We start from the raw sequence: 24078 nt of genomic DNA on the forward strand, positions 1-24078 counted from the left end.
TCGATCAAGCCAGCAGCGCGGTGATCCACCTGGCCTGCTGGGAAATCTCCTGCCACTTGTCTGGCGGCACAGCCTGCCGCGCCTGCTCGAAGCTGGCCAGGGTCTTGTGCTTTTGCTGCAACAGGCGCTGCCACTTGGCCAGGAACACCGGGCTGCGCGCCTGCATTTGCAGGGGGCCGAAGTACAGCTGTTCGGCGGTGTAGGCCACCGGTCCGGTGCGCTCGGCGACGATGATCTCGTAGTAGAAACGGTTCTCGCGCAGCAGCTCTTCATGGAGGATCGCGTAGCCGTTGTCCATCAGCCACTGGCGCAGCGGTTGTTCGCCACCGTTGGGTTGCAGGATCAGGCGCTCCTGACCGCTCAGGTACTGTTTGCCGCTTTCAAGAATGTCGCGGATCGTCTCGCCGCCCATGCCGCAGACGCTGATAGCGGTGATGCCGTCATGGGGTTCGATGGCCGCCAGCCCATCGGCCAGGCGCACGGTGACCTGCTGTTCCAGACCGTTGTCGCGCACGGTACGTTGCGCCGCATGGAATGGCGTGGTCGCCACCTCCCCCGCCACTGCCGCCGTGATCAGGCCGCGACGCAGCAACGCCACCGGCAAATAACCGTGATCGGAGCCGATATCGGCCAGCCGCGCACTCGCCGGTACGTTAGCGGCCACGCGCTCCAGGCGCAGGGATAAGGTGTGTTCGTTCAACGACCCTGCTCCCCGGAAAAACGATCGCGGCTGTTGGTCAGGTGCAGCACCATGGCGGCGCGGGCGGCGTCCGGGTCCTGGCGTTTGATCGCGTTGAAGATCGCCTCGTGTTCCAGGTTCGCCAACTGGCCCAGCCTGGCGAAGTCGGCACCGCCGCGCTCATCGCCCTTGACCTGGGTGCGCGGGATCATCGCATTGCCCAGGTGCAGCATGATTTCGGTGAAGAAGGTGTTGCCGGTGGCCTCGGCGATCAGTTGGTGAAAGCGTTTGTCTTCCTCCACGCAGCTGTCGTTACTGGCCAGGGAAGCCTGGTAGTCATCCAGCGCCTGGCGCATGTGGGCCAACTGGGCGTCGGTGCGGCGCACGGCCGCCAGCGCGACGGCTTGTACTTCAAGGCCCAGGCGTAACTCCAGCATGTTGCGCACGCTGGCCACCGTGTCCACATGCAGGCGCAAGCCTTGCTGGGCCTGCTGCTCCAACACAAAGGTGCCGATGCCGTGGCGGGTCTCGACCAGGCCGGACGCCTGCAACTTGGAGATAGCCTCGCGCACCACCGTTCGGCTCACGCCGTGCTCGTGCACGATGGTGGATTCCGAGGGCAGTTTTTCACCGGGTTTGAGTTGGCCGAGCAGGATGCGCTGGGTCAGCGCGTCGACCACGCCTTGGGCCAGGTTGGTGGAGCGTCTGCGGACAGAGCTTCCATTATCGATGGGCATATTACGCGTCCACAGGGTTGAGCAACCGCAAGCTTAACATCCCCACCTGGCCCTCGCGCCTACGGGGTGGTTGATGCCCAAAAAATCGCCAACTTGTATGACAACCAATTTATAAAGCGCTCTATAACCAAGAAAATCCAAGGATGTTGCAGAAAAAATAAAACAGCTTGTATGATGTCTGGCAACTCGACACGCAAACCCACATAAAAACAATCAGGGGGAGTCTGGAATGGTGACCACTTCAAGCCATGCATCTGCCACACCCGAAAATGATACCGTCCTCACGCGCGCCGTGAGCAAGGTGAAGGGCCATGTGCTCCCACTGTTCGTGATCATGTTCATCCTCAACTACATCGACCGGGTCAATATCGGTTTTGTGCGCACGCACATGGAACACGACCTGGGCATCGGCGCAGCGGCGTATGGCTTCGGTGCCGGGTTGTTCTTCATCGGCTATGCCCTCTTCGAAGTGCCCTCCAATATGCTGCTGCAAAAGGTCGGCGCGCGTATCTGGCTGACCCGCATCATGTTCACCTGGGGCATCGTCGCCACGCTGATGGCGTTCATTCAGAACGAAACCCACTTCTACATCCTGCGCTTCTTGCTGGGCGTGGCTGAAGCCGGCTTTTTCCCGGGGGTGATCTACTACTTCACGCGCTGGTTGCCCGGTGTGGAGCGTGGTAAAGCCATTGCGATTTTCCTCAGTGGCTCGGCGGTCGCGTCACTGATTTCCGGTCCGCTTTCCGGCGCGCTGTTGCAGATCGAAGGGTTTGGCTTTCACGGCTGGCAATGGATGTTTGCCATTGAAGGCCTGGCCTCAGTGGCGCTGGGGTTCTTTGTGTGGTTCTGGCTCGACTCCAAACCCCACGACGCCAAATGGATGACCCGCGAGGAACAGGACGCACTGGTCAATGCCATCGACCAGGAACAACGCGACCGCGAAGCCCTCACCCGCGTCAAGCCGACCCTCGGCAAGCTGCTCAAGGACCGCCAGATCCTGCTGTTCTGCGCGTTGTATTTCTGCATCCAACTGACGATCTATGCCGCCACGTTCTGGCTGCCGAGCATCATCAAGAAGATGGGCGACTTGAGTGATGTTCAGGTCGGTTTCTTCAACTCGATCCCGTGGCTGATCTCGATCATCGCCATGTACGCCTTCGCGTCGTTGTCCGGCAAGTTCAAGTTCCAGCAGGCCTGGGTCGCGGCAGCACTGCTGATTGCGGCGGCGGGGATGTTCATGTCGACCACCGGCGGGCCTATCTTCGCGTTTGTGGCGATCTGCTTTGCGGCCATCGGCTTCAAGTCGGCGTCGTCACTGTTCTGGCCGATCCCCCAGGGCTACCTGGATGTGCGCATTGCCGCTGCGGTGATCGCGCTGATCAACTCCATCGGTAACCTGGGCGGCTTCGTCGCGCCGACCACCTTCGGCTTTCTGGAGCAGACCACCGGTTCGATCCAGGGTGGCCTCTATGGCCTGGCCGGCACCTCGGTGTTCGCCGCGATCCTGGTGTTTTTTGCCAGGACGGCCCCCTCTGCCGCATTGAAGCCACCGAGCGGCGTGCCCACCGCCGCCCTCGGCAAACCACTTTGAGACCCGTCAGGAACCTGCCATGAATACTCCCGTCGTTACGCACTTCCAGGTCATCCCCGTCGCCGGCCACGACAGCATGTTGCTCAACCTCAGCGGCGCCCATGGGCCATACTTCACGCGCAATATCGTCATCCTCAAGGACAGTTCGGGCAACACCGGCGTCGGCGAAGTGCCCGGCGGCGAGCGCATCCGCGAAACCCTGGAAGACGCCCGCAGCCTGGTGATCGGCCAGCCCATCGGCCAGTACCAGCGCATCCTCAACCAGATGCGCAGCGCCTTTGCTTCACGCGATGCCGCCGGTCGCGGCCTGCAGACCTTTGACCTGCGCATCACCATCCATGCCGTCACCGCCATGGAAGCGGCGCTGCTCGATTTGCTGGGCCAGTTTCTCGAAGTGCCGGTGGCGGCCTTGCTCGGCGAAGGACAGCAGCGCGATGCGGTAAAAATGCTCGGCTATCTGTTCTATGTCGGCGACCGCAACGCCACCACGCTCGCCTACCGCAACGAAGCCGACAGCGACGACGACTGGTTCCGCCTGCGCCATGAAACGGCCCTGACCAGCGACGCCGTGGTGCGCCTGGCCGAAGCCGCCCAGGCCAAATACGGCTTCAACGACTTCAAGCTCAAAGGCGGCGTATTGAGCGGCGACGCCGAAATCGAAGCGGTCACCGCCCTGGCCGAACGCTTCCCGGATGCACGCATCACCCTCGACCCGAACGGCGCCTGGTCACTGAAGGAAGCCATCCGCCTGTGCCGCGACCAGCACCACGTACTCGCCTATGCCGAAGACCCCTGTGGTGCAGAAAACGGTTACTCAGGTCGTGAGGTCATGGCCGAATTCCGCCGTGCCACCGGCCTTAAGACCGCCACCAATATGATCGCCACCGACTGGCGCGAGATGGGCCACGCGATCCAGCTGCAATCGGTCGACATCCCCCTCGCCGACCCGCACTTCTGGACCCTGCAGGGCTCGGTGCGTGTTGCACAGATGTGCCATGAGTGGGGCCTCACCTGGGGCTCGCACTCCAATAACCACTTCGATATTTCCTTGGCGATGTTCACCCAGGTGGCCGCCGCAGCACCGGGCGACATCACCGCCATCGACACCCACTGGATCTGGCAGGACGGCCAGCGCCTGACCAAAGCGCCGCTGAAAATCGAAGGTGGTTACGTGAAGGTCCCAAGCAAACCAGGCCTGGGTGTGGAGATCGACCTGGACGCCGTGGCCCAGGCCCACGAAGTCTACAAAGGCATGGGCCTCGGCGCGCGGGATGACAGCGTGGCGATGCAATTCTTGATTCCGGGGTGGCGCTTCAACAACAAGCAACCCTGCCTGGTGCGATAACCCCTTCCTGCAGGAGCGAGCTTGCTCGCGAAGATCGCCAACGATAAAGCGTCCTCTCCGGATAAACGCAATGCCTAGGTTTTCTTCGCGAGCACGCTCGCTCCTGCAATTGGCTGTACCGTCAGCTCGACGCCCAAGGCCAGCATCAGCTTCTGGATCGTCTCGTAGCGGGTCTTCGAGCCGCCTTTCAACGTTTTATAAAGACTCTCCCGGTTCACCCCAGCCGCCTCGGCCACTTTGTTCACACCTTATGAGCGCTTGTTTCCCCGATGTTTAAAGCACCCGATCAAACAACGGCGCCACGTCATACCGCTGCTTCAACATCTGTGCATCCACCAAAAAGTCCGCCGTGGCCTGGGCCTCGCTGATAATCGTCGGCGAGATCGGCAGCACCTTGATTGCATCGCGCTTGAACCACACCTTGGCGATTTCCGGCGCCGACTGGTTGGCCTTCGCCCAGGCTTCGGCGTATTCATCGACGTGGGTGTTGCTCCAGGCTCGGGCGCGAGTCAGGCGGGCAATGAAGTCTTTGATGATCGCGCTTTTCTGCGCCAGGGCCGGCTCATACGCCACGATGTAGGTCGGCGCACTCATCAGGCCCTTGGCGTTGCGGATCAGGGTGCTGCCTTCTTTTTCCTGCAACGACACGTAGGGTTCCCAGGTGCCGAAGGCGTCGATGTCGCCCTGGGTCAACGCCAGGCTGGCCTCGGCCGGCAGCAGGTATTTGAAGTTGACGCTGCTGCGCGGCACCCCCGCTTCATCCAGCGCCTTGTACGCCAGTTGCTGGCTCCATGAGCCGTTCCAGATGGCGACGGTCTTGCCTTTGAGGTCGGCCACCGAGTGAATGCCCTTGCGCGCCACAATGCCCACGCCATCAAGGCTGGTCTGGGTGCTGGCGACGACTTTTACCGGTGCGCCGTTGGCGGCCAGGCTGATCACCGGGGTGTCGCCGACGATGCCCACATCCAGCGCGCCGCTGGCCACGGCCGAGGCTACCGGGGAACCGGTGTTGAAGCGCTTGAAGTCGACTTTGTACGGCAGGTCCTCCAGCTCGCCGGACAGCTCCAGCACGATGCGGTTGGAAAAGAACTGGTCACCCACGACGAGGGTCAACGGCTCGGCGGCGCTGGCCGACGGACCATAGAGCACAAGAGAGGCCACGCCCAGCAAGGACAGCAGTGTTCGACGGTTGATCATGAAAAATCCCACAGGGTTAGAGGGTTGGTTTAACCATCTGTGGGCATGCAGTCTGGTCGCGTCAGGTAGAAGCTAACGCAATAAAAGCGCGGGGTTTAATACTGTTGGGCACTATCGATAGAACCGTCCCACAGGTCGCTAGTTGCTTTTCGTATTAAAACCTTCGCTGCCGCTGGGTTAGGGTGACGTCACCAGACCACTGGACCCCAGCACCTGAACCACTTTCAGCAAGGTCCATTGCATGTCGATTCCCGCTTTGAATATCTGGGGCGCTCCGCCCACTGCCCGCTACGAACAACTGGCCGCGCCGTTTCGCCCACTGTTTGCGCACATTCTCGCGCAGGCCGCCGAGGCGGATCAGACACGCGCCAGCCTCGCCACGGTGATCCAGCAACTGAACGCCCTGGGTTTGCCGCGCTGGCGCCTGCCGGCCAGTTATGGCGGCCAGGATGCGACCCTGGTCGAGCTGCTCACGCTGCTTGCGGAACTGTCCGCCGCCGACTCCAACATCACCCAGGCCCTGCGCGGCCACTTTGGTTTTTGCGAAGACGTGCTCAGCGCCAAGGACCTTGACTGGCGCGCCAAGTGGCTGGACCGCCTCGGCCAAGGCGCCCTGCTCTCCCCCGGCAGCACCGAAGTCGGCAACGGAGCCCGTGGCGATTTCGACACCCGCCTGCACCGCGATGCCGCCGGCGCATTGCGCATCAGCGGTAAGAAGTTCTACACCACCGGCGCGCTCTACAGCGACCTGATCAATACCATCGCGACGGGTGAAAACGGCACCGTGTATACGGTTGTCATCGACCTGAAAGCCCCCGGCGTGAAGATCGTCGACGACTGGAACGGCTTCGGCCAGCGCCTCACCGCCAGCGGCACCTGCATCTTCGATAACGCACCGGTGATGGACAACGACGCGCGCCCCACCCAACAGCGCTTCGGCCATGGACAGTCGTTCTTCCAGCTCTACCACCTCAGCACCCTCGCCGGAATCGCCCGACGCGCCGCCCTCAGCGGTGCCGAAGAACTCAGCCAACGCGCCCGCACCTTCACCACCGGCAATGCCGACACCGCAGGCCAGGACGTGCAACTGCTACAGGTGATTGGCGAAGTCGCGAGCCAAGCCTACGCTGCTCAAGCGATTGCCCAGCAAGCGGCGCAACGCCTGGAGTACACCGCGCAGTCTGTGATTGCCCATGACCAGCCACTGCATGACGATGATCCGCAGGTTGCATTGGCCGAGCTGGAAGTGTGCCTGGCGGTGAACCCGGTGGTGGATGCGACGCTGGCCGCGACCACCGCCTTGTTCGACGCCCTGGGCGCCAGTGCCACCGCCAGCAGCAAGGCGCTGGACCGGCTGTGGCGCAATGCGCGCACCCTGGCGAACCATAACCCGCGGGTGTACAAGTCGCGGATCGTAGGCAATTACCTGGTGAATGGAGTCCTGCCGCCTGCGCAGTGGCGGGTGGGCGTGGCAAAGCACTGACAGTTCGAGGGCACAACAAAGATCAAATGTGGGAGGGGGCTTGCCCCCGATTGCGGACATCCAGTCACTGCATTGTTAGTTGACCCATCGCCATCGGGGGCAAGCCCCCTCCCACAGGTAACCTACACGCTCACAAACTTCAGCACCCGCGCCAACATCCGGTCGCAGGCCTGCAACTGCGCCAGGCTGATGAACTCGTCCGGTTTGTGGCCCTGCTCCATGCTGCCAGGCCCACACACCACCGTAGGAATACCGGCCTGGTCGAACAGACCACCCTCTGTCCCAAAGGCTACCGTGCCAAAATCCTGCGAGCCACAGAACTGCGCCACCCATTCGGCGGCCTGGCTTTCAGGCGCTGTGGCCAGCCCGGGATAGCTCGACAACTCACTGATGCTGATCGCCGATTGCGCACTCACCGCCCGCATCGCCGGCAACAGGGAGTACTCGGCGTAGTCGCGCAGTTGCTGCACCACCTGCCAGGGATCCTGGGCCGGCAGCGAGCGCACTTCAAAGTCGAAACTGCAGTCCTGCGGCACAATATTGAGCGCCTTGCCGCCACTGATCAAACCAGTCTGCACCGTAGAAAACGCCGGATCGAAACGCGCATCCAGATGCTCTGGCGCCTTGAGCGTTTCGCCGAGCCGCACCCATTCGCTGACCAGGCGCGCCGCGTATTCAATGGCGTTCACGCCCGCCGGCGCGTACGCCGAATGGCACGCCGCGCCATGCACCAGGCAGCGCATCGCCAGCTTGCCTTTGTGGCCCAGCACCGGCTTGAGTTCGGTGGGTTCGCCAATCACACACAGCAGCGGCTTGACCGGCTGCCCGTGGAACCGCTCGATCAGCGAGCGCACGCCCAGGCAACCGACTTCCTCATCGTAGGACAGCGCGATATGCACCGGCATGCGCAACGGCGCCTGCACCAACGCCGGCACGCACGCCAGCACACAAGCGATGTAGCCCTTCATGTCCGCCGTGCCACGGCCGTACAACTTGCCGTCCTGTTCGGTCAGCTCGAACGGCGCCACGCGCCAGCGCTGCCCGTCCACCGGCACCACATCGGTATGCCCGGACAACACGATGCCGGGCACCTGCGCCGGACCAATCGTCGCAAGCAGGTTGGCCTTGCTCTTGTGCGCGTTGTACACCAGCTCACAGGCCACGCCGTGGTCTTGCAAATAGGTGCGCACGAAGTCGATCAAGGCCAGGTTGGATTCGCGGCTGGTGGTGTCGAAACGCACCAGTTGCGCCAGCAGGTCGCGGCTGTTCATCGGTCATCTCCCGGCACCGCATAACCCGGTGCGATCTGCGGGTTGAGGGCGCGGTCGATGTAATCCTGCAGTTGCCCGCGATAGGCTTGCCAGAGTTGGTCGAGGGCGCTGATCGGGTCCGCATCGGCCCAATCCACACGCAGATTGACCACTGGCCACAGCAGGTCATCGACAATCACCAGCGCCGCCGAATGCACCGGCCCCGCTTCACCACCACCTGCCAAACCGGCGTGCATCGCGGCCAGCAGGCGGTCGGCCAGGTGCCCCGGGGCCGCTTCGAACGCCGCCACCATGGCCGCGATTACGCCGGGGTTGGCCAACATGTTCCCTGCCGCCACGCATTGCTCGCCGCTCACTGCGTGGTGAATACCCAGGGTCTGCGCACCGCTGAAATGCGCGGTGCGGCCCAGGTGATCAATCACGCTGACCTGGCGATACTCGCTGTGATCCTGACCGGCCAACGTCGCCAGCGCTTCACTCGGTGTCAGGCCCTGCTCCAGTAAATCCAGCACCTGAGGCCCCAGGCTCGGCAAGGTAATGTTCTGCGATGCCACCGCTCCCACGCCGGGACGCAGCCACGGGCAACGCGCGCCCACGGCAATGCTCGATGAGCTGATCGCAATGCCCAACTGGCCCGTCTCGGCGCAGCGGGCGACAACGGAAAACGTCATGGAGGTGTCCTCAATCGAGCACGGAAGGGTCAGCGTCGATCATCAACTGCTTCATTTCTTCGAAATGCTGGCGCGAAAAGTCCGCGATGCCTTCCCAGCCCCGCGCGGTTTTTTCTGCCACTTCATCGGACAGCACCCGCAACGGCTGTCCGGTGGACCAGGCCGTGACGAGGATCTGGCAGGAACGTTCCAGGGTCCAGATGTCGTCGAAGGCTTCACCGATGGAACCGGCCGTGACCATTACGCCGTGGTTGCCCATCAACAAGCGCGTCTTGCCGTCGAGCAATCCGGCCAGCCGTGCGCCTTCGGCCTCGGTGTCGGCCATGCCGCCGTACAGCTCGTCCACGGCCACGCGGTTGAAGTAACGCGCGGTGTTCTGGTCGATCGGCGGGATGTGCGGCCTGGCCAGGCACGCCACCGCCGTGGTGTACACCGGGTGCAGGTGCAGCACCGCACGGGTCTGTGGCAACAGCCGGTGGATCTGCCCGTGGATCGACCAGGCCGTGGCGTCCACGTGGGGGTGATCGGCACAGGCCGTGTCGTGCGCATTCAACAGCAACAGATCGCTCGCGCGGATACGCGAAAAGTGCTTCCACTTCGGGTTGAGCAGAAACTGTTTGCCATCGGCCGAAACGGCGGCACTGAAGTGGTTGGCCACCGCTTCATGCATGCCCAGGTGGGCGATGATGCGAAAGGTCGCCGCCAGGTCGATGCGCGTCTGTTCTTCGTGGGATAACGCCATGGATCGCTCTCCGCAGGGCGCGGCCGCAGGCGAATGCGGCACGCGCGTGTAGGTTTACTTCGGCATCAGTGCGGCGATGTCGGCATCGGTCGGCGCTTGGAAGTTGTACTTCTTGAGCAGGGCGGCGTACTCCGGCGTGGCGCGGTATTTTTCCAGGCCGTCGAGCAGGACTTTTTTCACCGTGTCATTGCCTTTCTTCACGCCGAAGCCGTTGAGCACCGGGTAGATCAGGGTGTCGGACGAGATCACCACGCGGCTGCCGAGCTTGTCGATCACGCCTCGGGCCACGGCGGCATCGGTGATCTGCGCTTCGACGGCGTGGGCCAGCAGCGCCTGGGTGGTTTGCGGGTCGGTGCTGTATTCGCTGATCTGGATCGGCTTGAGGCCCTTGGCAACGCAGTATTCGGTGGACAGCTTGTTCATCTGCGCCAGCCACGAGGTGGCCCCCATGGAGCCGATCTTGTGGCCGCAGAACTCTTCCGGGGTCTTGGGCTGGAAGGCGCTGTCCTTAAGGGTGAGGATCGACTCGCCGCTTTTCAGATAAGGGATCATGTCGATCACTTTGACCCGCTCGGCGGTGATGTACATCGACGAGTTGGTCACATCGAAACGCCCGGCCTGCAGGCCAGTGATCAGGTTGGGGAAGCGTGTGTCGAGGGTCTCGACCTGGCGGCCCATGACCTTGCCCAGGCCGTCCATGAACTCGATATCAAAACCCGCCGGCTTGTTGTTATCCATGTACTCATAGGGGAAGAACGTCACGTCGGAACCGGCGATGATCTTGCCGTCCTGCTGGAACGCCGAAGCGGCCAACGAGGTCAGTGCAACGGCTGCGCCCAGCAGGCACACGGCAAGGGGACGAACACTTTTACGAAACGCTGTCATGGTGATTACCTGCAAGGGTTTAGGGGGGTTAGGCAGTGGCTGAATCTTGTCCCGCCTGTTGCACGAAGAACGAGGCGCCACGAGGCTTCTGCGGCAGGCGCATGTGGTTGTCGGTGGAACGCACCAGGCCACTTTCTTCACCGGCCACCAACAGGCCGGCATGTGCGCTGGGCAACGGGTTTTCGCCGAAGGGCAGCGCGTCTTCAGCGGCATAGACACTGATGAACAGCGTGCGCGGCAGTTCGGTCTCGTTTGGGCTGGAAGCATGCAAAAGCCGGGTGTGCATGAAACACACCGAGCCGGCCGGCCCGTAGCAGGCCACCGGTTGCTGGCAGTGTTGCGCGACCACGCTGTCGTCCACCGAACCGGTGAAACGCTGGTGCTGCCAGTGCGACCACAGCGGGCCCTTGTGGCTGCCGGGGATCACGTTCAGCGGGCCGTTCTGCGGCGTCACTTCGCTGACCATCAGCAAGGCGGTGACGATGTCGTCGTTGCTGTGGGGCGTGAACAGGAAGTCCTGGTGCCACTTCACCTGGGTCGCGGTGTGGGGCAGTTTGGAGTTGATCTTGCTGTGGTGAAAACGCGTACCCTGGGCGCCGATCAGTTGCGCGGAAATCGCCGCCATGCGCGAGTGCAACGCCACGCGCTCATAGGCCGGCGAAATCTCCGTGGGCGAGCTGACCCGGCGCAGGGATGGGTGGTCGGCGCGGTGGTCGCCCTCCAGGTCAAAGCGCTCACGGCCATCGACAGTGGCGCCCCAGCCCCGGTCATGGCTGCGGCTTTCTTCCACCCATTGGTCGAAGTCGTGCTGCAACGCGGCCACTTCATCCTGCGACAGCACGCCTTCGACCACCAGGAAGCCGTCGCGCTGGAATTGTTCGATTTGCGATTGCTCGATCATTTTAGTGTTTCCTGAACGTTAAAGAGATCACGCCAGCGAGACGTCCTTGAGGAACGCCTCCACGCGTGGGTTGTGGCCGCTGCGCAGGGCGCCCGGCGTGTCGTCGCAGACCACGCGGCCCTTCTCCATGAACACGATGCGGTCGGAGACCTTGAAGGCGAAGTTCATCTCGTGGGTGACGATGACCATGGTGATGCCCTCCTCGGCCAGGGCTTCGATCACCTGCAGCACTTCGTTGACCTTCTCCGGGTCCAGCGCCGAGGTAGGCTCATCGAACAGCATGATCTGCGGGCGCATCATCAAGGCGCGGGCGATGGCTACGCGTTGCTGTTGGCCGCCAGACAACTGGTGCGGGTACTTCCAGGCGTGGTCGAGCATGCCGACCTTGTGCAGCAGCGCGTAGGCCTGTTGCTTGAGTTCGGCGGTCGCGCCCAGGCGGTGGTATTTCGGCGCCATCAGCAGGTTGTCGAGCACGCTCAAGTGCGGGAACAGGTTGAAGCTCTGGAACACCATGCCGATGTGCAGGCGATGCTCGGCGTGCTCGATGTACTGGGGTTTCTGCGCGCCGACTTTGTTCAAGTGGATGAAGGGTTGGCCATTGATCCTGATCTCGCCGTTGTCCAGTTGCTCCAGACCGTTAAGCAGGCGGATCAGCGTGGTCTTGCCGGAACCCGACGGGCCGATCACCGACACCACTTCACCGGGCTGGATCTGCAGATTCACCGAGCCCAATACCTCGATATCGTTGTAGGCCTTGTGCAACCGCGTGGCCTGCAACGCCGACTCGCCATTATTGGCCGGGCGCGCCAAGGCAGTGCGCTGCTGGGTCGCCAGGGCCAGCACCGCCGCATCGGGAACACGGGACACGTTGCGCTGGTTGACGTCGAGAAAGCGCTCCAGGCGCTTGAGCAGGAAGTCGAACACCGTGACGATAAACACATAAAAGAACGCCACCGCCGCCATGGTTTCGATCACCAGGAAGTTCTGCGAATACAGGCGCTGGCCGACCATCAGGATCTCGGTCAGGGAGATCACCGACACCAGGGAGGTGAGCTTGACGATGGAGATGTATTCGTTGGCCAGCGACGGCAACGCTACCCGCAGCGCCTGGGGAATTACCACGCGCCACTGGGTGCCGAAGAACTTCAGGCCCAGCGCCCGAGCCGCCTCGCCCTGCCCTTTGGGAATCGACAGCAGGCCACCGCGATGGATCTCAGCCACGTAGGCGGTCTCGCAGATCACCAGGGCCAACAGGCCGGACCAGAACGGGTCGGCCAGCACCGCCGAGGTACCGGGCAACGCTTGCGGCAGGTTGTAGATAAAGATCAGCAGCACCAGCAACGGCAGGCTGCGAAATAGCCAGATGTAGCCGCGGGCCGGCACGCTCAGCAGGCCATGTCTGGATTGCTTGGCCAGGGCCAGCAGAAAGCCCAGGCCAATGCTCAACACCCAGGTCAGGGTGCTGAGCTTGATCACCGTCCACGTCGCGCGCCAGAACTCGGCATCGCCCAGCAAACCCAACATGTAGTTCCAGTCGAATGTCATCGTCGCTGTGCCCTGAGAAGTTGATCTACATCGATGGGTTCAGAGTCGTGGCGGGAGGCGGTTGGGGTCAATTCGTAAAAGCCGGGGCACTGGGTAGGCAGAACCTATGCAGCCTGAGAGCACCCAAAATCCAATGTGGGAGGGGGCCCCTCCCACCTTTGGTGCAGGCTTGAATCGGCCGTATTGCGCATGCCACTTACTGGTGCAAGCTCAGCTCACACCGCTCAACACCCGCACCGCATGCGGGTCAAAAAAGCTCGGCGGCGCCATGCCGGGGATGTACTGGTCGGACACAAACATGCGGCACCGCTCGGCAAACGCCGACACCACCCGCGACAGCTGGGTGTTGCTGGCCGTGGCGTAGCCCAGGCGCATCGGCCTGTGTGCACCCGCCAGGCGCAGGCGGATCACGCGCTTGCCGTCCTGGGACATGTTCGATTTGGGTCGCGCATTCGCGAAGGAATAGCCGATACCGTTGCCCACCATGGCGCGCACCGTTTCAAGGTTGGTGGAGCGCATGATGATGTTCGGTGTGGTGCCGGCCTGGATGAACAGGCTGAGGAAATAGTCACGGCTCCACGGCGTGTCGAGCAGCACCACCGGGTAGGCCTCCAGGTCCTGCATGCTCACGGCCGGTGAGTTCGCCAGCGGGTGGTACTCGCCCACCATCACGTAGGGCGGCAGTTGCGCCAGGGGTTGGAAGTCGATATCCGGGCTGGTCACCAGGTCGTAGGTCAGGGCGATATCCAGCTCGCCGCTGCGCAGTTTTTCCAGCAGCTCTTCATGGTTGCCCTCGGCTTGCGTCAGCCGTACGCCGGGAAACGCACGGCCGAAACCGAACACCAGCTCTGGCGTGATCATCGGCGCCAGCGACTCCAGGCAACCCACGCGCAACGGCCCGCGCACCGTGTTCAAGGACTCCGAGGCGATGGTGTAGAGGTTGGTCATTTGCTCCAGGATCAGCTTGGCTTCTTGCATCACCAGGCGCCCCACCGCCGTGAGGGAAATGCCCTGGGCGTGATGGCGGATGAACAACTGAATGCCCAGCTCCGCCTCCATATGGGTGATCGCCGCCGAGATCGACGGCGACGACACATGAATGCGCTCGGCGGCCGCACTGATGCTGCCCGCCTCTCCCGACGCGACGAAATACTCCAGTTGACGCTGAGTAATACGACTGAGCATGACGCCTGCCCCTCAACAATGACTGTACCGGTGGTGTTGCAGGGTTCGTGCCGGGTCAGGCGCAAACCGATGACCTGCACGGGCTTCGGTTTTTCCTAAGCACTACCCCGCGCAAATGCTGGTTTCGCCGCAGCCGGCGCGGTGTGAAGCTGGATCTATCCCGCTTCCCACGAGTTACCGTTATGCCGACCCACACCCGCATCCGCATGTTCAATACCCAACAGACCTACCCCAACCAGGCGCTGGACAACGACCTGTGCCAGGCCGTGCGCGCCGGCAACACCATTTACGTGCGCGGCCAGATCGGCACCGATTTCGACGGCAACCTGGTCGGCCTCGGCGACCCGCGCGCCCAGGCCGACCAGGCGATGAAGAACGTCAAGCAACTGCTGGAAGAAGCAGGTTCGGACCTGTCGCACATCGTGAAGACCACCACCTATCTGATCGACCCGCGCTACCGCGAGCCGGTGTACCAGGAGGTGGGCAAGTGGCTCAAAGGTGTGTTCCCGATTTCCACTGGGTTGGTGATCTCCGGGCTGGGCCAGCCGGAGTGGTTGATGGAGATCGATGTGATCGCCGTGGTGCCGGACGATTGGGCCGTATGAAAGCGCTGATTGCCTGGAGTGCCCCATGACCCATCGTGTGTTTTTCCTCAATGGGCCTAACGCCAACCTGTACGGGCTGGATAAAAACGGCACCTATGGCAGCGAAAGCTTCGCCAGCATCGACGCCCGCTGCCAACGCCACGCCGCCGCCCTGGGCCTCACGCTGGACTTTCGCCAGAGCAACCATGAAGGCGTGCTGGTTGACTGGGTTCAGGAAGCACGCCTGCACGCCGACGCCCTCGTGATCAACGCCGCCGGGCTCAGCTACAGCTCGGTGCCGATCCTCGATGCGTTGCTGGCGTTCGACGGCCCGATCATCGAAGCGCACATGAGCAATATCTGGCAGCGCGAAAGCTTCCGGCACCACTCCTACGTGTCCAGGGCCGCCACCGGTGTGATCGCCGGGTTGGGGGCGCTGGGTTACCAACTGGCAATCACGGCTGTGGCCGAATTGCTAGGCCAAACCGCCTAATGACTGTTCAGGAACCGCCTATGTCCGTCGAAAAAATCAACACCCTGGTCGTCGGCGCAGGCCAGGCCGGCGTCGCCATGAGCGAGCACCTGTCCCTGATGGGCGTGCCCCACCTCGTGCTGGAACGCCACCGCATTGCCGAACGCTGGCGCTCGGAACGCTGGGACTCTCTCGTCGCCAACGGGCCGGCGTGGCATGACCGCTTTCCCGGTCTCACCTTCGAAGGCATTTCGCCGGAAGCCTTCGCGCCGAAAGAGCGCATGGCCGACTACTTCGAGGCCTACGCAGATAAGTTGCAGGCCCCTGTCCGCACGGGCGTGGAAGTCCAGTCGGTGGAACGCCACGCAGGCCGCCCCGGCTTCAAGGTCACCACCTCCGCGGGCGTGATCGAAGCCGCCAACGTCGTTGCTGCCACCGGCCCGTTCCAGCGCCCGTCAATCCCGAACATCGTCCCCGCCAGCGCACCGTTGCACCAACTGCATTCCTGCGCCTACAAGAACCCCGGCCAACTCCCCGAAGGCGCCGTATTGGTGGTCGGCGCCGGTGCCTCCGGCTCGCAGATCGCCGAAGAACTGCAAAAGGCCGGCAAGACCGTGTACCTCTCGGTGGGCGAACACTACCGCCCGCCCCGCGCCTATCGTGGCCGCGACTATTGCTGGTGGCTGGGCGCGTTGGGCTTGTGGGATGAAGTCAAGATCCAGCCGAAGAAAAAGCACGTGGCGTTTGCGGTGAGTGGTTACGAAGGCGGCAAGACGGTGGACTTTCGCCGACTGGCACATCAAGGCATTCAGTTGGTGGGCGTCACCCAGGACTGGGCGGAGGGCGTCATGACGTTTCAACCGGGGTTGGCCGAGAACGTGGCTGAAGGCGACCGCGCTTACTTTGACGTACTGCGCGATGCGGATGCGTATATCGAGGCCAATGGCTTGCCCTTTCCGCCGGAGCCACAGGCCTGGGAACTGTTGCCCGATCCAGAGTGCCTGGTGAACCCGATGTTGAGCCTGGACCTGGCTGAAGCGGGCGTGACCACAATCCTTTGGGCCACCGGCTTCAAGTTCGATTTCAGCTGGTTGAAGGTGGACGCGTTCGACGAGAAAGGCGAGCCGTTCCACAAACGCGGGATCTCGGCGCAGAGCGGGATTTACTTCCTGGGTTTGCCGAACCTGGTCAACCGCGCATCTTCATTTATCTATGGGGTTTGGCACGATGCGAAGTACGTGGCGGACCATATCGTGCTGCAGAACGCGTACAGGGCGTACGACAAGTCCTAAGACGCTTAGGGCAGGTCGACCGCGCCTTGCCCCGTTGCCTACAGTTGCGTCAGAATCCGCCGGCTTGTGCGCTTGGGTGAGCGTCTCTAAGGTGGCTCGGTCGCTGAACACTCAGTGATCGGGTTTAGTAGCCCGAGTGACAACATAAAGTGCATGAGCCTCATCGATCAGATGTTCTTGTCTGTGCTTGATGGTGGCTGTGCGCAGGGCGCCCTCGGGCGCGCCGGCTTTGTGTGTTTCCCCGGTCTACTAACCTGCGTACAGCCGCCACCCTCTCGTTTAGTAGCGAAAAGGTGTTGGCCCTAAAACAGGTACAACACACATGTTCAAAGTCACGCCCAATCCTCCAAACGGTCCCGACCTGAAGCTCAATCATGCGGCGAATCGTGCGATTGACCATTACCTCAATCCCGGTGCCGAAGCACCACCTGCGCCACTCTTCAGCATCGCCAGCGATGCCAGCAACGAAACATTGATCGTCAACTGCTACGAAACCCTTTCCTCGGTCAGCGCCTTGCTACTCGACCTGTCGGAGGCGTTGACGGGTAAACAGCGGGATGTGGCGCTGGCCATTCACCAGTTGAGTGAGTTGGGGGTTTTGTTGGTGGATAAGCTGATGGAGCGCGAAGCTACGCTAGCCGATCCAGGTCTTTGAGAAACCGGCCATATCCGGCTGATGCCGTCCCATAAGGGCGAACACTGCAACTGTGGCGAGCGGGCTTGCCCCGCGTTGGGTTGCGAAGCAACCCTGGAAGGAGGAATGCGCGGAGTCAGGCCCTCTTCGACCGCGGGTTTTGGGGCTGCTTCGCAGCCCAACGCGGGGCAAGCCCGCTCGCCACAGGGTACTTATCGTCAGTTCTACCTAAAGACCTTGAAAGGGCTGCCCCTTACAACGACTCGCGCTTGCAGGCAGTGCTTTCAGCCACGCTTGGGCAACTTCCAATTCGGCCGAATAAAGTGGCAGGTATAGCCATTGGGAATCCGCTCCAGATAATCCTGATGCTCCGGCTCCGCCTCCCAAAACGGCCCCGCCGGCTCGATCTCCGTCACCACCTTCCCCGGCCACAGCTTCGATGCATCCACGTCCGCCGCCGTATCTTCGGCCACCTCCCGCTGCTGCTCACTCAGGTAATAAATCGCCGAACGGTAACTCGGCCCCAAATCATTGCCCTGCCGATTCGGCGTGCTCGGGTCATGGATCTGGAAAAAGAACTCCAGAATCTGCCGGTAGCTGATCACTGCCGGGTCAAACACGATTTCAATCGCTTCGGCATGGTTGCCATGGTTGCGGTAGGTGGCATTCGGCACATCGCCGCCGGTGTAGCCGACGCGGGTGTGCAGCACGCCGGGGTAGCGGCGCAACAGGTCCTGCATGCCCCAGAAGCAACCGCCGGCGAGGATGGCGGTTTCGGTTGGTTTGGTCATGGTCTGCCCTTGCGTTCAGTGGATACCCGCCTAGTTATGGGGCCGTGTTGGCCAATAGCAAGATTCACGGTTTTGTTACGCAGTGCACCGAGACCTCAGGGTTTGAAGTTTTTCATCAATTTGAACAGGTGGCCGGGCCAGATCCAGCGTGACTGGGGCGGGTCGCGAGTCTCACCGAGAGCGTCCAGAAAGGTTTTGTTGGGCGCATCACCGTCAGGTCCATTCACGTTTTGACGCGGGAGAGTTGGATCGTTTGGCGGGTCCTCCGGCTTATAGACCCGATGGGTGACTGCATCCAGCACGTAACCGGCGGCCTTGCCGTACTCAGTGAGGCTCCAGACACCGTCGATGACTTGGGAGACTGCCTTTGAGGGTGGAAGCTTGATGTCCTTGTGCGTGGTGGTGACGATATGGTCCGCAGTTTTGGCGTGTTTGAAGGTGGCGTACTCGCTGCCGAGTGGAGGTTGATCCGCGCCCTCGTCGGAGAATTTTTTCACCATTCGCTCCAGGAACGGTATGCCGCCGATGTGGGTGAACGCGCCCATGCCTGGGTTCAGGATGTGTTTCACAAAGCCAGGGTCAACACGGGTGCTGCTGAGCGCTGAACTGGTCAGTATGCGTGAGGCGATGGCCTCGTCCTCTGGCTTGTAATTAAACGTCGTCCAATACCCGTCTACGTAAAAGCCATTGGTGGCTATGTATTGGCGACCGTCGCTGGAGCGTCGATACTCGCCGAGTGCCCAGACCAAAAGATCAACGTGGCCTAAATCCGCACCTTCTGACTGTAGATATGCATACATATCCGCGACCAAGGCACGATCATCGAGGTTGAGGAAGTCGCTTGCTCTTTGAAGGGCATTCACTGAAGTGGCCGGTGGAAGGGCGACTGGGGGTTCTCTACCGCCAAACACGCGCGAAATCATGATCTCACGGCCGACGCTGGCAGCCTGCCCCGAACTAGAACCGCCTGAAGGCTCCATCGACTTGGCCGTTTGCCACGCCACCCTTCGCTCATTGACCGTGAAGGCGCCGCCGTTGTCGCGGGCGATCAGGTTGAGTTGATCTCGCCCGAGCCCCTTGAAGGGGTTGCTGTCATGACCGTTGAGGAAACCAGTCGCTTGCCGCGCACGGGCCAGGAGTTCCGGGTTATTGGCCGTTGGAAGCTCTGCGTCGTGTTGTGCCTTGTTGGCGAAATACTGTTCGTCGGTGATGAGTTCGAGGGGGTCGGCGTTCGTTTGACCCGTGGGCGTTTCCGCACGCTGTGCCGCATCACTCAATTGAAGCGCCAGGATTGAGACGGTGGTGATGCCGTCATTACGCTTAGCGAGCGCATCAGTCTCGACGTTGTCAGGCGAGACTGTGGACGGAATAACAATGCCGACGGAATCATTCGTCACGCGATTGTTTGACGAGGAGGTATTAGGGCTGATAGTGATCATTAGTATTCACCTTGCGTTAGGCATGTGAATGGTCATGTAAAAGTTTCTTACCTATCCAAATACCCGCAGCCAAATTGGCTGCGGGCATCACACCGCACACTAATACCTATATTTAATAGTCACTGAATCGGCACCGGCAGGACGAGCGTACGGTGGAGTGCCGCCCCACACCTTATGAAAAATCTGAATTTTTGAGCCATTACCAAAGGACTGATTGTTAAAATCCATCAGCACACCCGACGAACTCGGAGCGATGATCTGACAGTTCTCTTCTAAACTAAATGGACGGTAGTAACACAGCCTAACCTCCTCACGAATAGTCCCGGGATAGTAGGTTGTACGCCACTGAACCTCCAGTATTTGCTTGGGATCCGCGAGTGTTCCTGAAGGAATATCCGAGGCCAGCACGTTAAAACTTGCGAATTCCACACCCGGATGAGTATTGGAATTAGATAACACCAGTATGGGACCTGGCGCCACTGTTTTAGCAATGGAGTATTCTGCCGCCAAGACCACATCCTTTGTAAAAACCGCCAACACAACACACACAACAAGCCAAACCTTATTAATGCTTTTCGAGCGCTTCATAATCTTCACCCTAGTTCATAAATTAATACCTGAGGTTCCAATCATTCCAGCAGTAGGAATCACACCACTACCCTTGCACGTTTTTTCAATTCAAGTAAGGCACCCGCTTCCTAAAAACATGAAGTCCTTATCTGTAATACTTACAAGTAGGACTTTGTCAGTAACTTCCTAGTCCCGCCTCCCCTCTATTAAAAACCCCTGTTCCAAGGCATGATGCCGCACTCACATCAAGGACGATAAAACCGTGAAAACCACCCTCACCGCGCTGCTGTTGATTGGCTTGGCGATGCCTGCATTCGCCGACACCACGCCCATCGGCTTCAAGAGCATCAACGTCCCTGATGCACAACGCCCGCTGCAAATAGTGGTCTGGTACCCCGCCGCCACCGCAGCTACGCCTGAGTTGATCCGCGATGACGCCGTGTTTTTCGGTGCCTTGGCAGTGCCCGATGCGCCGGCAGCGAGCGGCGAACATCCGCTGGTGGTGCTCTCCCACGGCTACGGCGGCAACTGGGGCAACCAGGTGTGGCTGGCCAGCGCCCTGGCCCATCAGGGTTACATCGTGGCGGCGGTCAACCATCCCGGCACCACCAGCAAGGATCGCAGCCCCCAGGCCGCTGCGCAGTTGTGGCAACGGCCCAGAGACTTGAGCCGGGCCATCGATGCGGTGATCGCCCAACCGACGCAGTTCGGCACCGTGGCAAACAACCGTATAGCCGTGGTCGGCCACTCCATCGGTGGCTGGACCGCCATGGAAATCGCCGGCGCGCGTTTCGACCCGGACCTCTTCGCCCGCGACTGCAACACTCACCCCAAATTGGGCGGCTGCATTGGCTACCAGCAGATCAAACCCGCCGCGACCCCGGCGGCGAAGGCCCAACTGGCCGCTGACCTGCGCGACCCACGCGTCGGCGCCGTGGTGACCCTGGACCTGGGCCTGTCGCGCGGCTTCACCGACGCCAGCCTGGCCGCCCTGCCGGTGCCGGCGCTGGTGATTGCGGGGGGCGTGCCAACGGAAGATATGGACCCCAACCTGGAGTCCGCCGACATGGTCAGGCGTATGCCAAAGGCCTCGACCGAGTATGTGGAGATCAGCGACGCTACGCACTTCAGCTTTATGTCGATCTGCAAGCCGGGTGGCATGGCGTTGATCGAAGAAGACTCGCCGGGCGATGGCATGATTTGCCGCGATGGCGAGGGGGCTCGGCCACGGGCGGTGATTCAGCAACAGGTGGTGGCTCTGATCACCGGTTTTTTGGGGCGGACAGCGGCACGGCGCACGGCGGCGGATTTTTAGCTGGTATCATCCCGGGCCTGTACAACCCGGGTAGACCCACATGAATCGCCAGAAAAAACTCCAGCAGCTCTTCAAGGAAAAAGCCAGGAAGGCGAATGCCAAGTTGGCGCCGAAAAAGAAGGACAAGTACATCAGCAAGGCGGACCGCGAAAAGCTGGCGGCTGAAGCGGCTCAGGCGCCAGACAGTTCGCCGCAAAGCTGAATCAGCAACCGCTCAACGCCACCTGCCGCCGCTCCCCCGCAAAGAAAAACGGCCGCAACCGCACGCCCACGCTGTTGCCGATAAACGCCGCCACCAGCCATACCCAGCCATGCAGGCTGCCCGAGGCGATGCCGCTGAAGTACGCGCCGATGTTGCAACCGTACGCCAGGCGCGAGCCGTAGCCGAGCAGCAGGCCGCCGATCACCGCCGCCACCAGCGAGCGCGCCGGGATCTTGAGGCTGGGGGCAAAGCGCCCGGCCAGGCCGGCGGCCAGCAGCGCACCGAGGACGATGCCGATGTCCATCACGCTGGTGATGTCTTCCCACACCGGCGCGGCCAGGGCCTTGGCATTGCCCGGCATCTGCCAGAACGCCCAGCTGGCCACGTCCACACCCAGGCCGCTGGCGACTTTGGCGCCCCACAGCGCGAACGCCGAGGTGATGCCCCAGGGCCGTCCCGCCAGCGCCAGGGTGGCGTAGTTGAGCAGGGCCAGGCCGATGGCGCCCCACACCAGTGGCCACGGCCCGCGCAGAAAGCGGCGCAGGCCTCGGTGCTCGCTTTTCACGCCCTCTTCCAACTGACCATGGCGACCCTTCTCCAGCCGTACGGTCACCAACGCAATAATCGCGAACACCGCCAGGCTCAAGCCCAATGCCGGCACCACGCCGAAGCTCTTGACGATGGACACCGCCGGGAACGCCGGCAGCCCGAACCACCAGTCAACATGGTGCGTGGCGATCAACGAACCGCAGATAAAGAACAGCAACGTGACCAGCATGCGCGCATTGCCACCGCCGACGGTGAACAGCGTGCCCGACGCACAACCGCCGCCCAGCTGCATGCCGATGCCGAAAATAAATGCCCCGAACACCACCGACACCCCGGTCGGCGCCACCAGCCCGGTCACCGGCTGCCCGAACAGCGTGCCCGCCCCCAGCGCCGGGAAGAACAGCAGCACCGCCAGCGCCAGCATCACCATCTGCGCGCGCAAGCCAGCGCCACGGCGATCATTGATGAACACGCGCCAGGCCGAAGTGAAACCGAAGGCGGCGTGGTAGAGGGTCAAGCCCAGTGCTGCGCCGACCACCAGCAACAGCACCTGGTGCGAACCGACGCTGTTTTGCAGGAACAGGGCGCCCAGCACCAGGATGATAAAGGCCACCAGCGGCGCGACGGGTTTGCGCGCGGGGGTGAGAGGCAGAGAGGTACTCATGGGGAATCTCGGTCTGTTTGAAAGGAGTAGGCTGCGAGGGTGGCGAGTATACCCTTGTGTGTAGATAATCCCGGGATGCGTGTGGCCTGACGGCGCCCCTTTCCTCCATCAGCCGGTGAACCCGTGGCCAAAGACATCGAGAACCCCTGCGTTTCCCTCTGCCAGCTCAGCGGCGACCTCTGCGTCAGTTGCGGACGCACCAAGGATGACATCCGCAAATGGAAACGCATGAAACGCCCGGAGAAGATGGCGGCCGTACAGCGTGCGACACAGCGCCTCAAGGCGTTGAAAAAAGCCAGGTAAGGCTGTTCATACATCTGTGGCGAGCGGGCTTGCCCCGCGTTGGAGTGCGCAGCGCTCCCGCTTTTTGGGGGGCCGCTACGCAGCCCAACGCGGGGCAAGCCCGCTCGCCACAAAAAAAAGACCACTCACCACGCAGGCCCGCTCCTCACAATTGGCCCGCACGATCGCGGATCAACCCCGCCCCACGGACCCCGACACCGGAAGATCACCCAGCAACTTGAGCCCGGTGCTCTTCACAAACGTCGCGTAGTCCATCGGTTTCTGGATGCGCGTCTCGGCGTTGGGCAGCACATAGGCCCAGGCGCGCTTGCTGGAGGCGTCATACACCAGCTTGAACAGGCGCGTCGGCACCCAGACCTTGTTATCGCCGATGGTGCCGTAGCCCGGGTCGAACAGCGGGCCGGTGAACACATACACATCGCCACCGGCACGCACGGCAAACTTGCGCACGTCGGCCTCGACCTTGCTCCAGACCTTGCGGTTGTTGGTGGGGTCCTGGGGCACCATGTTCGACAGCGCGAACGACTGCGCCATCGCATTGGCATTCGGTGCATCGGCGGCCGGGGATTGATGACCACGGTCCACCGCCGGGTGCTGGGCGCGGTAGTCGCTCAACTCGGCGCGACCGCCTTTGGGGATACGCGGGTCGGCGTAGAACTGGTTGGTGCGTTCCTCGCCCTTGGCGTCTTTCAACAAGGCGGCATTCAGGCGTTCGACCACCACCAGCGGGGTCTTGCTGGTTTGCGAGTAGAGCACTGCGAAATGGTCGGAACACAGCGCCAGCGGTTTCATCGCGGTTGGCACGGTGGCGGTGTTGATCGGTGCGGCGGGGAACAGGTCGGCACAACTGTCGAAGGACAGTTGCTTTTCCTGTTTGGAATACAGGTCCGGCAGGCTGCGGGCGTTGGCCCCGCAAGACAGCAAAACAAAGGCGGTCAGCCCAACGGCAAGTTTGCGTAGGTACATGCATTGAATCTTCGAAAAGGAGTGAAGCGGCTGGCTCCGGCGTACGGAGCCAAGTGGATGATATT

General features: G+C 61.8%; 25 protein-coding genes and 1 pseudogene. 10 read left to right on the plus strand and 16 right to left on the minus strand.

The window, feature by feature from the left end; genetic code table 11:
* Positions 1-4: 4 nt before the first annotated feature.
* Entirely contained in the window at positions 5-700 is a 696-nt protein-coding gene (locus BM026_RS26885) for a tRNA (adenine(22)-N(1))-methyltransferase (RefSeq protein ID WP_093530678.1), read from the minus strand.
* A complete protein-coding gene (locus BM026_RS26890) occupies positions 697-1416 on the minus strand; it encodes a FadR/GntR family transcriptional regulator (RefSeq protein ID WP_071490160.1) in 720 nt (239 codons plus the stop codon). Before BM026_RS26890 ends, BM026_RS26885 begins: the two co-directional genes overlap by 4 nt.
* A gap of 232 nt (positions 1417-1648) precedes the next feature.
* Between BM026_RS26890 and BM026_RS26895 the strand changes: the two genes are divergently transcribed.
* The gene (locus BM026_RS26895) at positions 1649-3007 is read left to right on the plus strand and encodes an MFS transporter (protein ID WP_093530725.1); all 1359 of its coding nucleotides are present in this window, start codon (positions 1649-1651) and stop codon (positions 3005-3007) included.
* 19 nt (positions 3008-3026) lie between these two features.
* Positions 3027-4352, plus strand: a complete 1326-nt coding sequence (gudD, locus tag BM026_RS26900) for a glucarate dehydratase (RefSeq protein WP_093530680.1) — start codon at positions 3027-3029, stop codon at positions 4350-4352.
* Between the two features lie 74 nt (positions 4353-4426).
* On the opposite strand, the pseudogene BM026_RS26905 reads toward gudD, so the two are convergent.
* A pseudogene (locus BM026_RS26905) lies at positions 4427-4600 on the minus strand (DNA-binding protein); the annotation flags it as partial.
* Between the two features lie 25 nt (positions 4601-4625).
* Positions 4626-5549 carry an ABC transporter substrate-binding protein gene (locus BM026_RS26910; protein WP_093513142.1) on the minus strand — a complete coding sequence of 308 codons (924 nt, stop codon included), beginning with the start codon at positions 5547-5549 and terminating at the stop codon, positions 4626-4628.
* Between the two features lie 241 nt (positions 5550-5790).
* Between BM026_RS26910 and BM026_RS26915 the strand changes: the two genes are divergently transcribed.
* Positions 5791-7032, plus strand: a complete 1242-nt coding sequence (locus BM026_RS26915; RefSeq protein WP_092250673.1) for an acyl-CoA dehydrogenase family protein — start codon at positions 5791-5793, stop codon at positions 7030-7032.
* A 122-nt stretch (positions 7033-7154) separates the two neighbouring features.
* On the opposite strand, the gene argE is transcribed toward BM026_RS26915, so the two are convergent.
* From argE to BM026_RS26950, 7 genes are all read right to left on the minus strand, one after another.
* Positions 7155-8303 (minus strand): acetylornithine deacetylase, encoded by a 1149-nt coding sequence (gene argE, locus BM026_RS26920; RefSeq protein ID WP_093530682.1) that lies wholly within the window; start codon positions 8301-8303, stop codon positions 7155-7157.
* Complete coding sequence (locus BM026_RS26925; protein WP_093530684.1) at positions 8300-8974, minus strand: DUF1028 domain-containing protein; 675 nt, start codon at positions 8972-8974, stop codon at positions 8300-8302. Before BM026_RS26925 ends, argE begins: the two co-directional genes overlap by 4 nt.
* 10 nt (positions 8975-8984) lie before the next feature.
* Complete coding sequence (locus BM026_RS26930; RefSeq protein WP_092250667.1) at positions 8985-9716, minus strand: class II aldolase and adducin N-terminal domain-containing protein; 732 nt, start codon at positions 9714-9716, stop codon at positions 8985-8987.
* Positions 9717-9770: 54 nt separating this feature from the next.
* On the minus strand, positions 9771-10601 hold the full coding sequence (locus BM026_RS26935; RefSeq protein ID WP_093530686.1) for an ABC transporter substrate-binding protein: 831 nt from the start codon (positions 10599-10601) through the stop codon (positions 9771-9773).
* A gap of 28 nt (positions 10602-10629) precedes the next feature.
* A complete protein-coding gene (locus BM026_RS26940) occupies positions 10630-11502 on the minus strand; it encodes a phytanoyl-CoA dioxygenase family protein (RefSeq protein WP_071490169.1) in 873 nt (290 codons plus the stop codon).
* 27 nt (positions 11503-11529) lie between these two features.
* Positions 11530-13047 (minus strand): amino acid ABC transporter permease/ATP-binding protein, encoded by a 1518-nt coding sequence (locus BM026_RS26945; protein ID WP_093530688.1) that lies wholly within the window; start codon positions 13045-13047, stop codon positions 11530-11532.
* A 210-nt stretch (positions 13048-13257) separates the two neighbouring features.
* The gene (locus BM026_RS26950) at positions 13258-14232 is read right to left on the minus strand and encodes a LysR family transcriptional regulator (RefSeq protein ID WP_092250662.1); all 975 of its coding nucleotides are present in this window, start codon (positions 14230-14232) and stop codon (positions 13258-13260) included.
* 182 nt (positions 14233-14414) lie between these two features.
* Between BM026_RS26950 and BM026_RS26955 the strand changes: the two genes are divergently transcribed.
* The 4 genes from BM026_RS26955 to BM026_RS26970 all read left to right on the plus strand — a co-directional run bounded on the left by BM026_RS26955 (position 14415) and on the right by BM026_RS26970 (position 17235).
* Entirely contained in the window at positions 14415-14837 is a 423-nt protein-coding gene (locus tag BM026_RS26955) for a RidA family protein (protein ID WP_093530690.1), read from the plus strand.
* 25 nt (positions 14838-14862) lie between these two features.
* Positions 14863-15309 (plus strand): type II 3-dehydroquinate dehydratase, encoded by a 447-nt coding sequence (locus tag BM026_RS26960; protein WP_092250659.1) that lies wholly within the window; start codon positions 14863-14865, stop codon positions 15307-15309.
* 20 nt (positions 15310-15329) lie between these two features.
* Complete coding sequence (locus BM026_RS26965; RefSeq protein ID WP_092250656.1) at positions 15330-16580, plus strand: flavin-containing monooxygenase; 1251 nt, start codon at positions 15330-15332, stop codon at positions 16578-16580.
* Between the two features lie 322 nt (positions 16581-16902).
* Positions 16903-17235 (plus strand): DUF6124 family protein, encoded by a 333-nt coding sequence (locus BM026_RS26970; protein WP_092250653.1) that lies wholly within the window; start codon positions 16903-16905, stop codon positions 17233-17235.
* A gap of 263 nt (positions 17236-17498) precedes the next feature.
* Here the strand turns inward: BM026_RS26970 and msrA are convergent, their stop codons facing one another.
* The 3 genes from msrA to BM026_RS29065 all read right to left on the minus strand — a co-directional run bounded on the left by msrA (position 17499) and on the right by BM026_RS29065 (position 20032).
* Positions 17499-18005: a peptide-methionine (S)-S-oxide reductase MsrA gene (gene msrA / locus BM026_RS26980; RefSeq protein WP_093530695.1), complete on the minus strand. Its 507-nt coding sequence runs from the start codon at positions 18003-18005 to the stop codon at positions 17499-17501.
* 95 nt (positions 18006-18100) lie between these two features.
* Entirely contained in the window at positions 18101-19444 is a 1344-nt protein-coding gene (locus BM026_RS26985; protein WP_093530697.1) for a hypothetical protein, read from the minus strand.
* Positions 19445-19543: 99 nt separating this feature from the next.
* Positions 19544-20032 carry a hypothetical protein gene (locus BM026_RS29065; protein ID WP_139217585.1) on the minus strand — a complete coding sequence of 163 codons (489 nt, stop codon included), beginning with the start codon at positions 20030-20032 and terminating at the stop codon, positions 19544-19546.
* Positions 20033-20276: 244 nt separating this feature from the next.
* On the opposite strand from BM026_RS29065, the gene BM026_RS26990 reads away from it, so the two are divergent.
* The gene (locus tag BM026_RS26990; RefSeq protein ID WP_093530699.1) at positions 20277-21329 is read left to right on the plus strand and encodes an alpha/beta hydrolase family protein; all 1053 of its coding nucleotides are present in this window, start codon (positions 20277-20279) and stop codon (positions 21327-21329) included.
* A gap of 40 nt (positions 21330-21369) precedes the next feature.
* Positions 21370-21531 carry a DUF2986 domain-containing protein gene (locus tag BM026_RS26995; RefSeq protein WP_092250644.1) on the plus strand — a complete coding sequence of 54 codons (162 nt, stop codon included), beginning with the start codon at positions 21370-21372 and terminating at the stop codon, positions 21529-21531.
* A gap of 1 nt (position 21532) precedes the next feature.
* Here BM026_RS26995 and BM026_RS27000 read toward each other — a convergent pair whose 3' ends face one another.
* Positions 21533-22744, minus strand: coding sequence for a YeeE/YedE family protein (locus BM026_RS27000; RefSeq protein WP_092250641.1), 1212 nt, complete (start codon positions 22742-22744; stop codon positions 21533-21535).
* Positions 22745-22867: 123 nt separating this feature from the next.
* Here BM026_RS27000 and BM026_RS27005 point away from each other — a divergent pair, with 123 nt between their 5' ends.
* Positions 22868-23047 carry a DUF1289 domain-containing protein gene (locus tag BM026_RS27005; RefSeq protein ID WP_058425670.1) on the plus strand — a complete coding sequence of 60 codons (180 nt, stop codon included), beginning with the start codon at positions 22868-22870 and terminating at the stop codon, positions 23045-23047.
* 171 nt (positions 23048-23218) lie between these two features.
* On the opposite strand, the gene BM026_RS27010 is transcribed toward BM026_RS27005, so the two are convergent.
* On the minus strand, positions 23219-24013 hold the full coding sequence (locus BM026_RS27010) for a DNA/RNA non-specific endonuclease (protein WP_093530701.1): 795 nt from the start codon (positions 24011-24013) through the stop codon (positions 23219-23221).
* Between the last annotated feature and the right edge of the window lie 65 nt (positions 24014-24078).

Origin of the sequence: Pseudomonas sp. NFPP24 (genome assembly GCF_900112095.1) — a bacterium.
Lineage (GTDB): Bacteria > Pseudomonadota > Gammaproteobacteria > Pseudomonadales > Pseudomonadaceae > Aquipseudomonas > Aquipseudomonas extremorientalis.

Bases quoted from the DNA above. Each gene is read 5' to 3' on its own strand.
- BM026_RS26890 (WP_071490160.1), bottom strand. From the start codon at position 1,416: ATGCCCATCGATAATGGAAGCTCTGTCCGCAGACGCTCCACCAACCTG.
- gudD (WP_093530680.1), top strand. From the start codon at position 3,027: ATGAATACTCCCGTCGTTACGCACTTCCAGGTCATCCCCGTCGCCGGC.
- BM026_RS26910 (WP_093513142.1), bottom strand. From the start codon at position 5,549: ATGATCAACCGTCGAACACTGCTGTCCTTGCTGGGCGTGGCCTCTCTT.
- BM026_RS26915 (WP_092250673.1), top strand. From the start codon at position 5,791: ATGTCGATTCCCGCTTTGAATATCTGGGGCGCTCCGCCCACTGCCCGC.
- argE (WP_093530682.1), bottom strand. From the start codon at position 8,303: ATGAACAGCCGCGACCTGCTGGCGCAACTGGTGCGTTTCGACACCACC.
- BM026_RS26925 (WP_093530684.1), bottom strand. From the start codon at position 8,974: ATGACGTTTTCCGTTGTCGCCCGCTGCGCCGAGACGGGCCAGTTGGGC.
- BM026_RS26930 (WP_092250667.1), bottom strand. From the start codon at position 9,716: ATGGCGTTATCCCACGAAGAACAGACGCGCATCGACCTGGCGGCGACC.
- BM026_RS26935 (WP_093530686.1), bottom strand. From the start codon at position 10,601: ATGACAGCGTTTCGTAAAAGTGTTCGTCCCCTTGCCGTGTGCCTGCTG.
- BM026_RS26940 (WP_071490169.1), bottom strand. From the start codon at position 11,502: ATGATCGAGCAATCGCAAATCGAACAATTCCAGCGCGACGGCTTCCTG.
- BM026_RS26945 (WP_093530688.1), bottom strand. From the start codon at position 13,047: ATGACATTCGACTGGAACTACATGTTGGGTTTGCTGGGCGATGCCGAG.
- BM026_RS26950 (WP_092250662.1), bottom strand. From the start codon at position 14,232: ATGCTCAGTCGTATTACTCAGCGTCAACTGGAGTATTTCGTCGCGTCG.
- BM026_RS26955 (WP_093530690.1), top strand. From the start codon at position 14,415: ATGCCGACCCACACCCGCATCCGCATGTTCAATACCCAACAGACCTAC.
- BM026_RS26960 (WP_092250659.1), top strand. From the start codon at position 14,863: ATGACCCATCGTGTGTTTTTCCTCAATGGGCCTAACGCCAACCTGTAC.
- BM026_RS26965 (WP_092250656.1), top strand. From the start codon at position 15,330: ATGTCCGTCGAAAAAATCAACACCCTGGTCGTCGGCGCAGGCCAGGCC.
- BM026_RS26970 (WP_092250653.1), top strand. From the start codon at position 16,903: ATGTTCAAAGTCACGCCCAATCCTCCAAACGGTCCCGACCTGAAGCTC.
- msrA (WP_093530695.1), bottom strand. From the start codon at position 18,005: ATGACCAAACCAACCGAAACCGCCATCCTCGCCGGCGGTTGCTTCTGG.
- BM026_RS26985 (WP_093530697.1), bottom strand. From the start codon at position 19,444: ATGATCACTATCAGCCCTAATACCTCCTCGTCAAACAATCGCGTGACG.
- BM026_RS29065 (WP_139217585.1), bottom strand. From the start codon at position 20,032: ATGAAGCGCTCGAAAAGCATTAATAAGGTTTGGCTTGTTGTGTGTGTT.
- BM026_RS26995 (WP_092250644.1), top strand. From the start codon at position 21,370: ATGAATCGCCAGAAAAAACTCCAGCAGCTCTTCAAGGAAAAAGCCAGG.
- BM026_RS27000 (WP_092250641.1), bottom strand. From the start codon at position 22,744: ATGAGTACCTCTCTGCCTCTCACCCCCGCGCGCAAACCCGTCGCGCCG.
- BM026_RS27010 (WP_093530701.1), bottom strand. From the start codon at position 24,013: ATGTACCTACGCAAACTTGCCGTTGGGCTGACCGCCTTTGTTTTGCTG.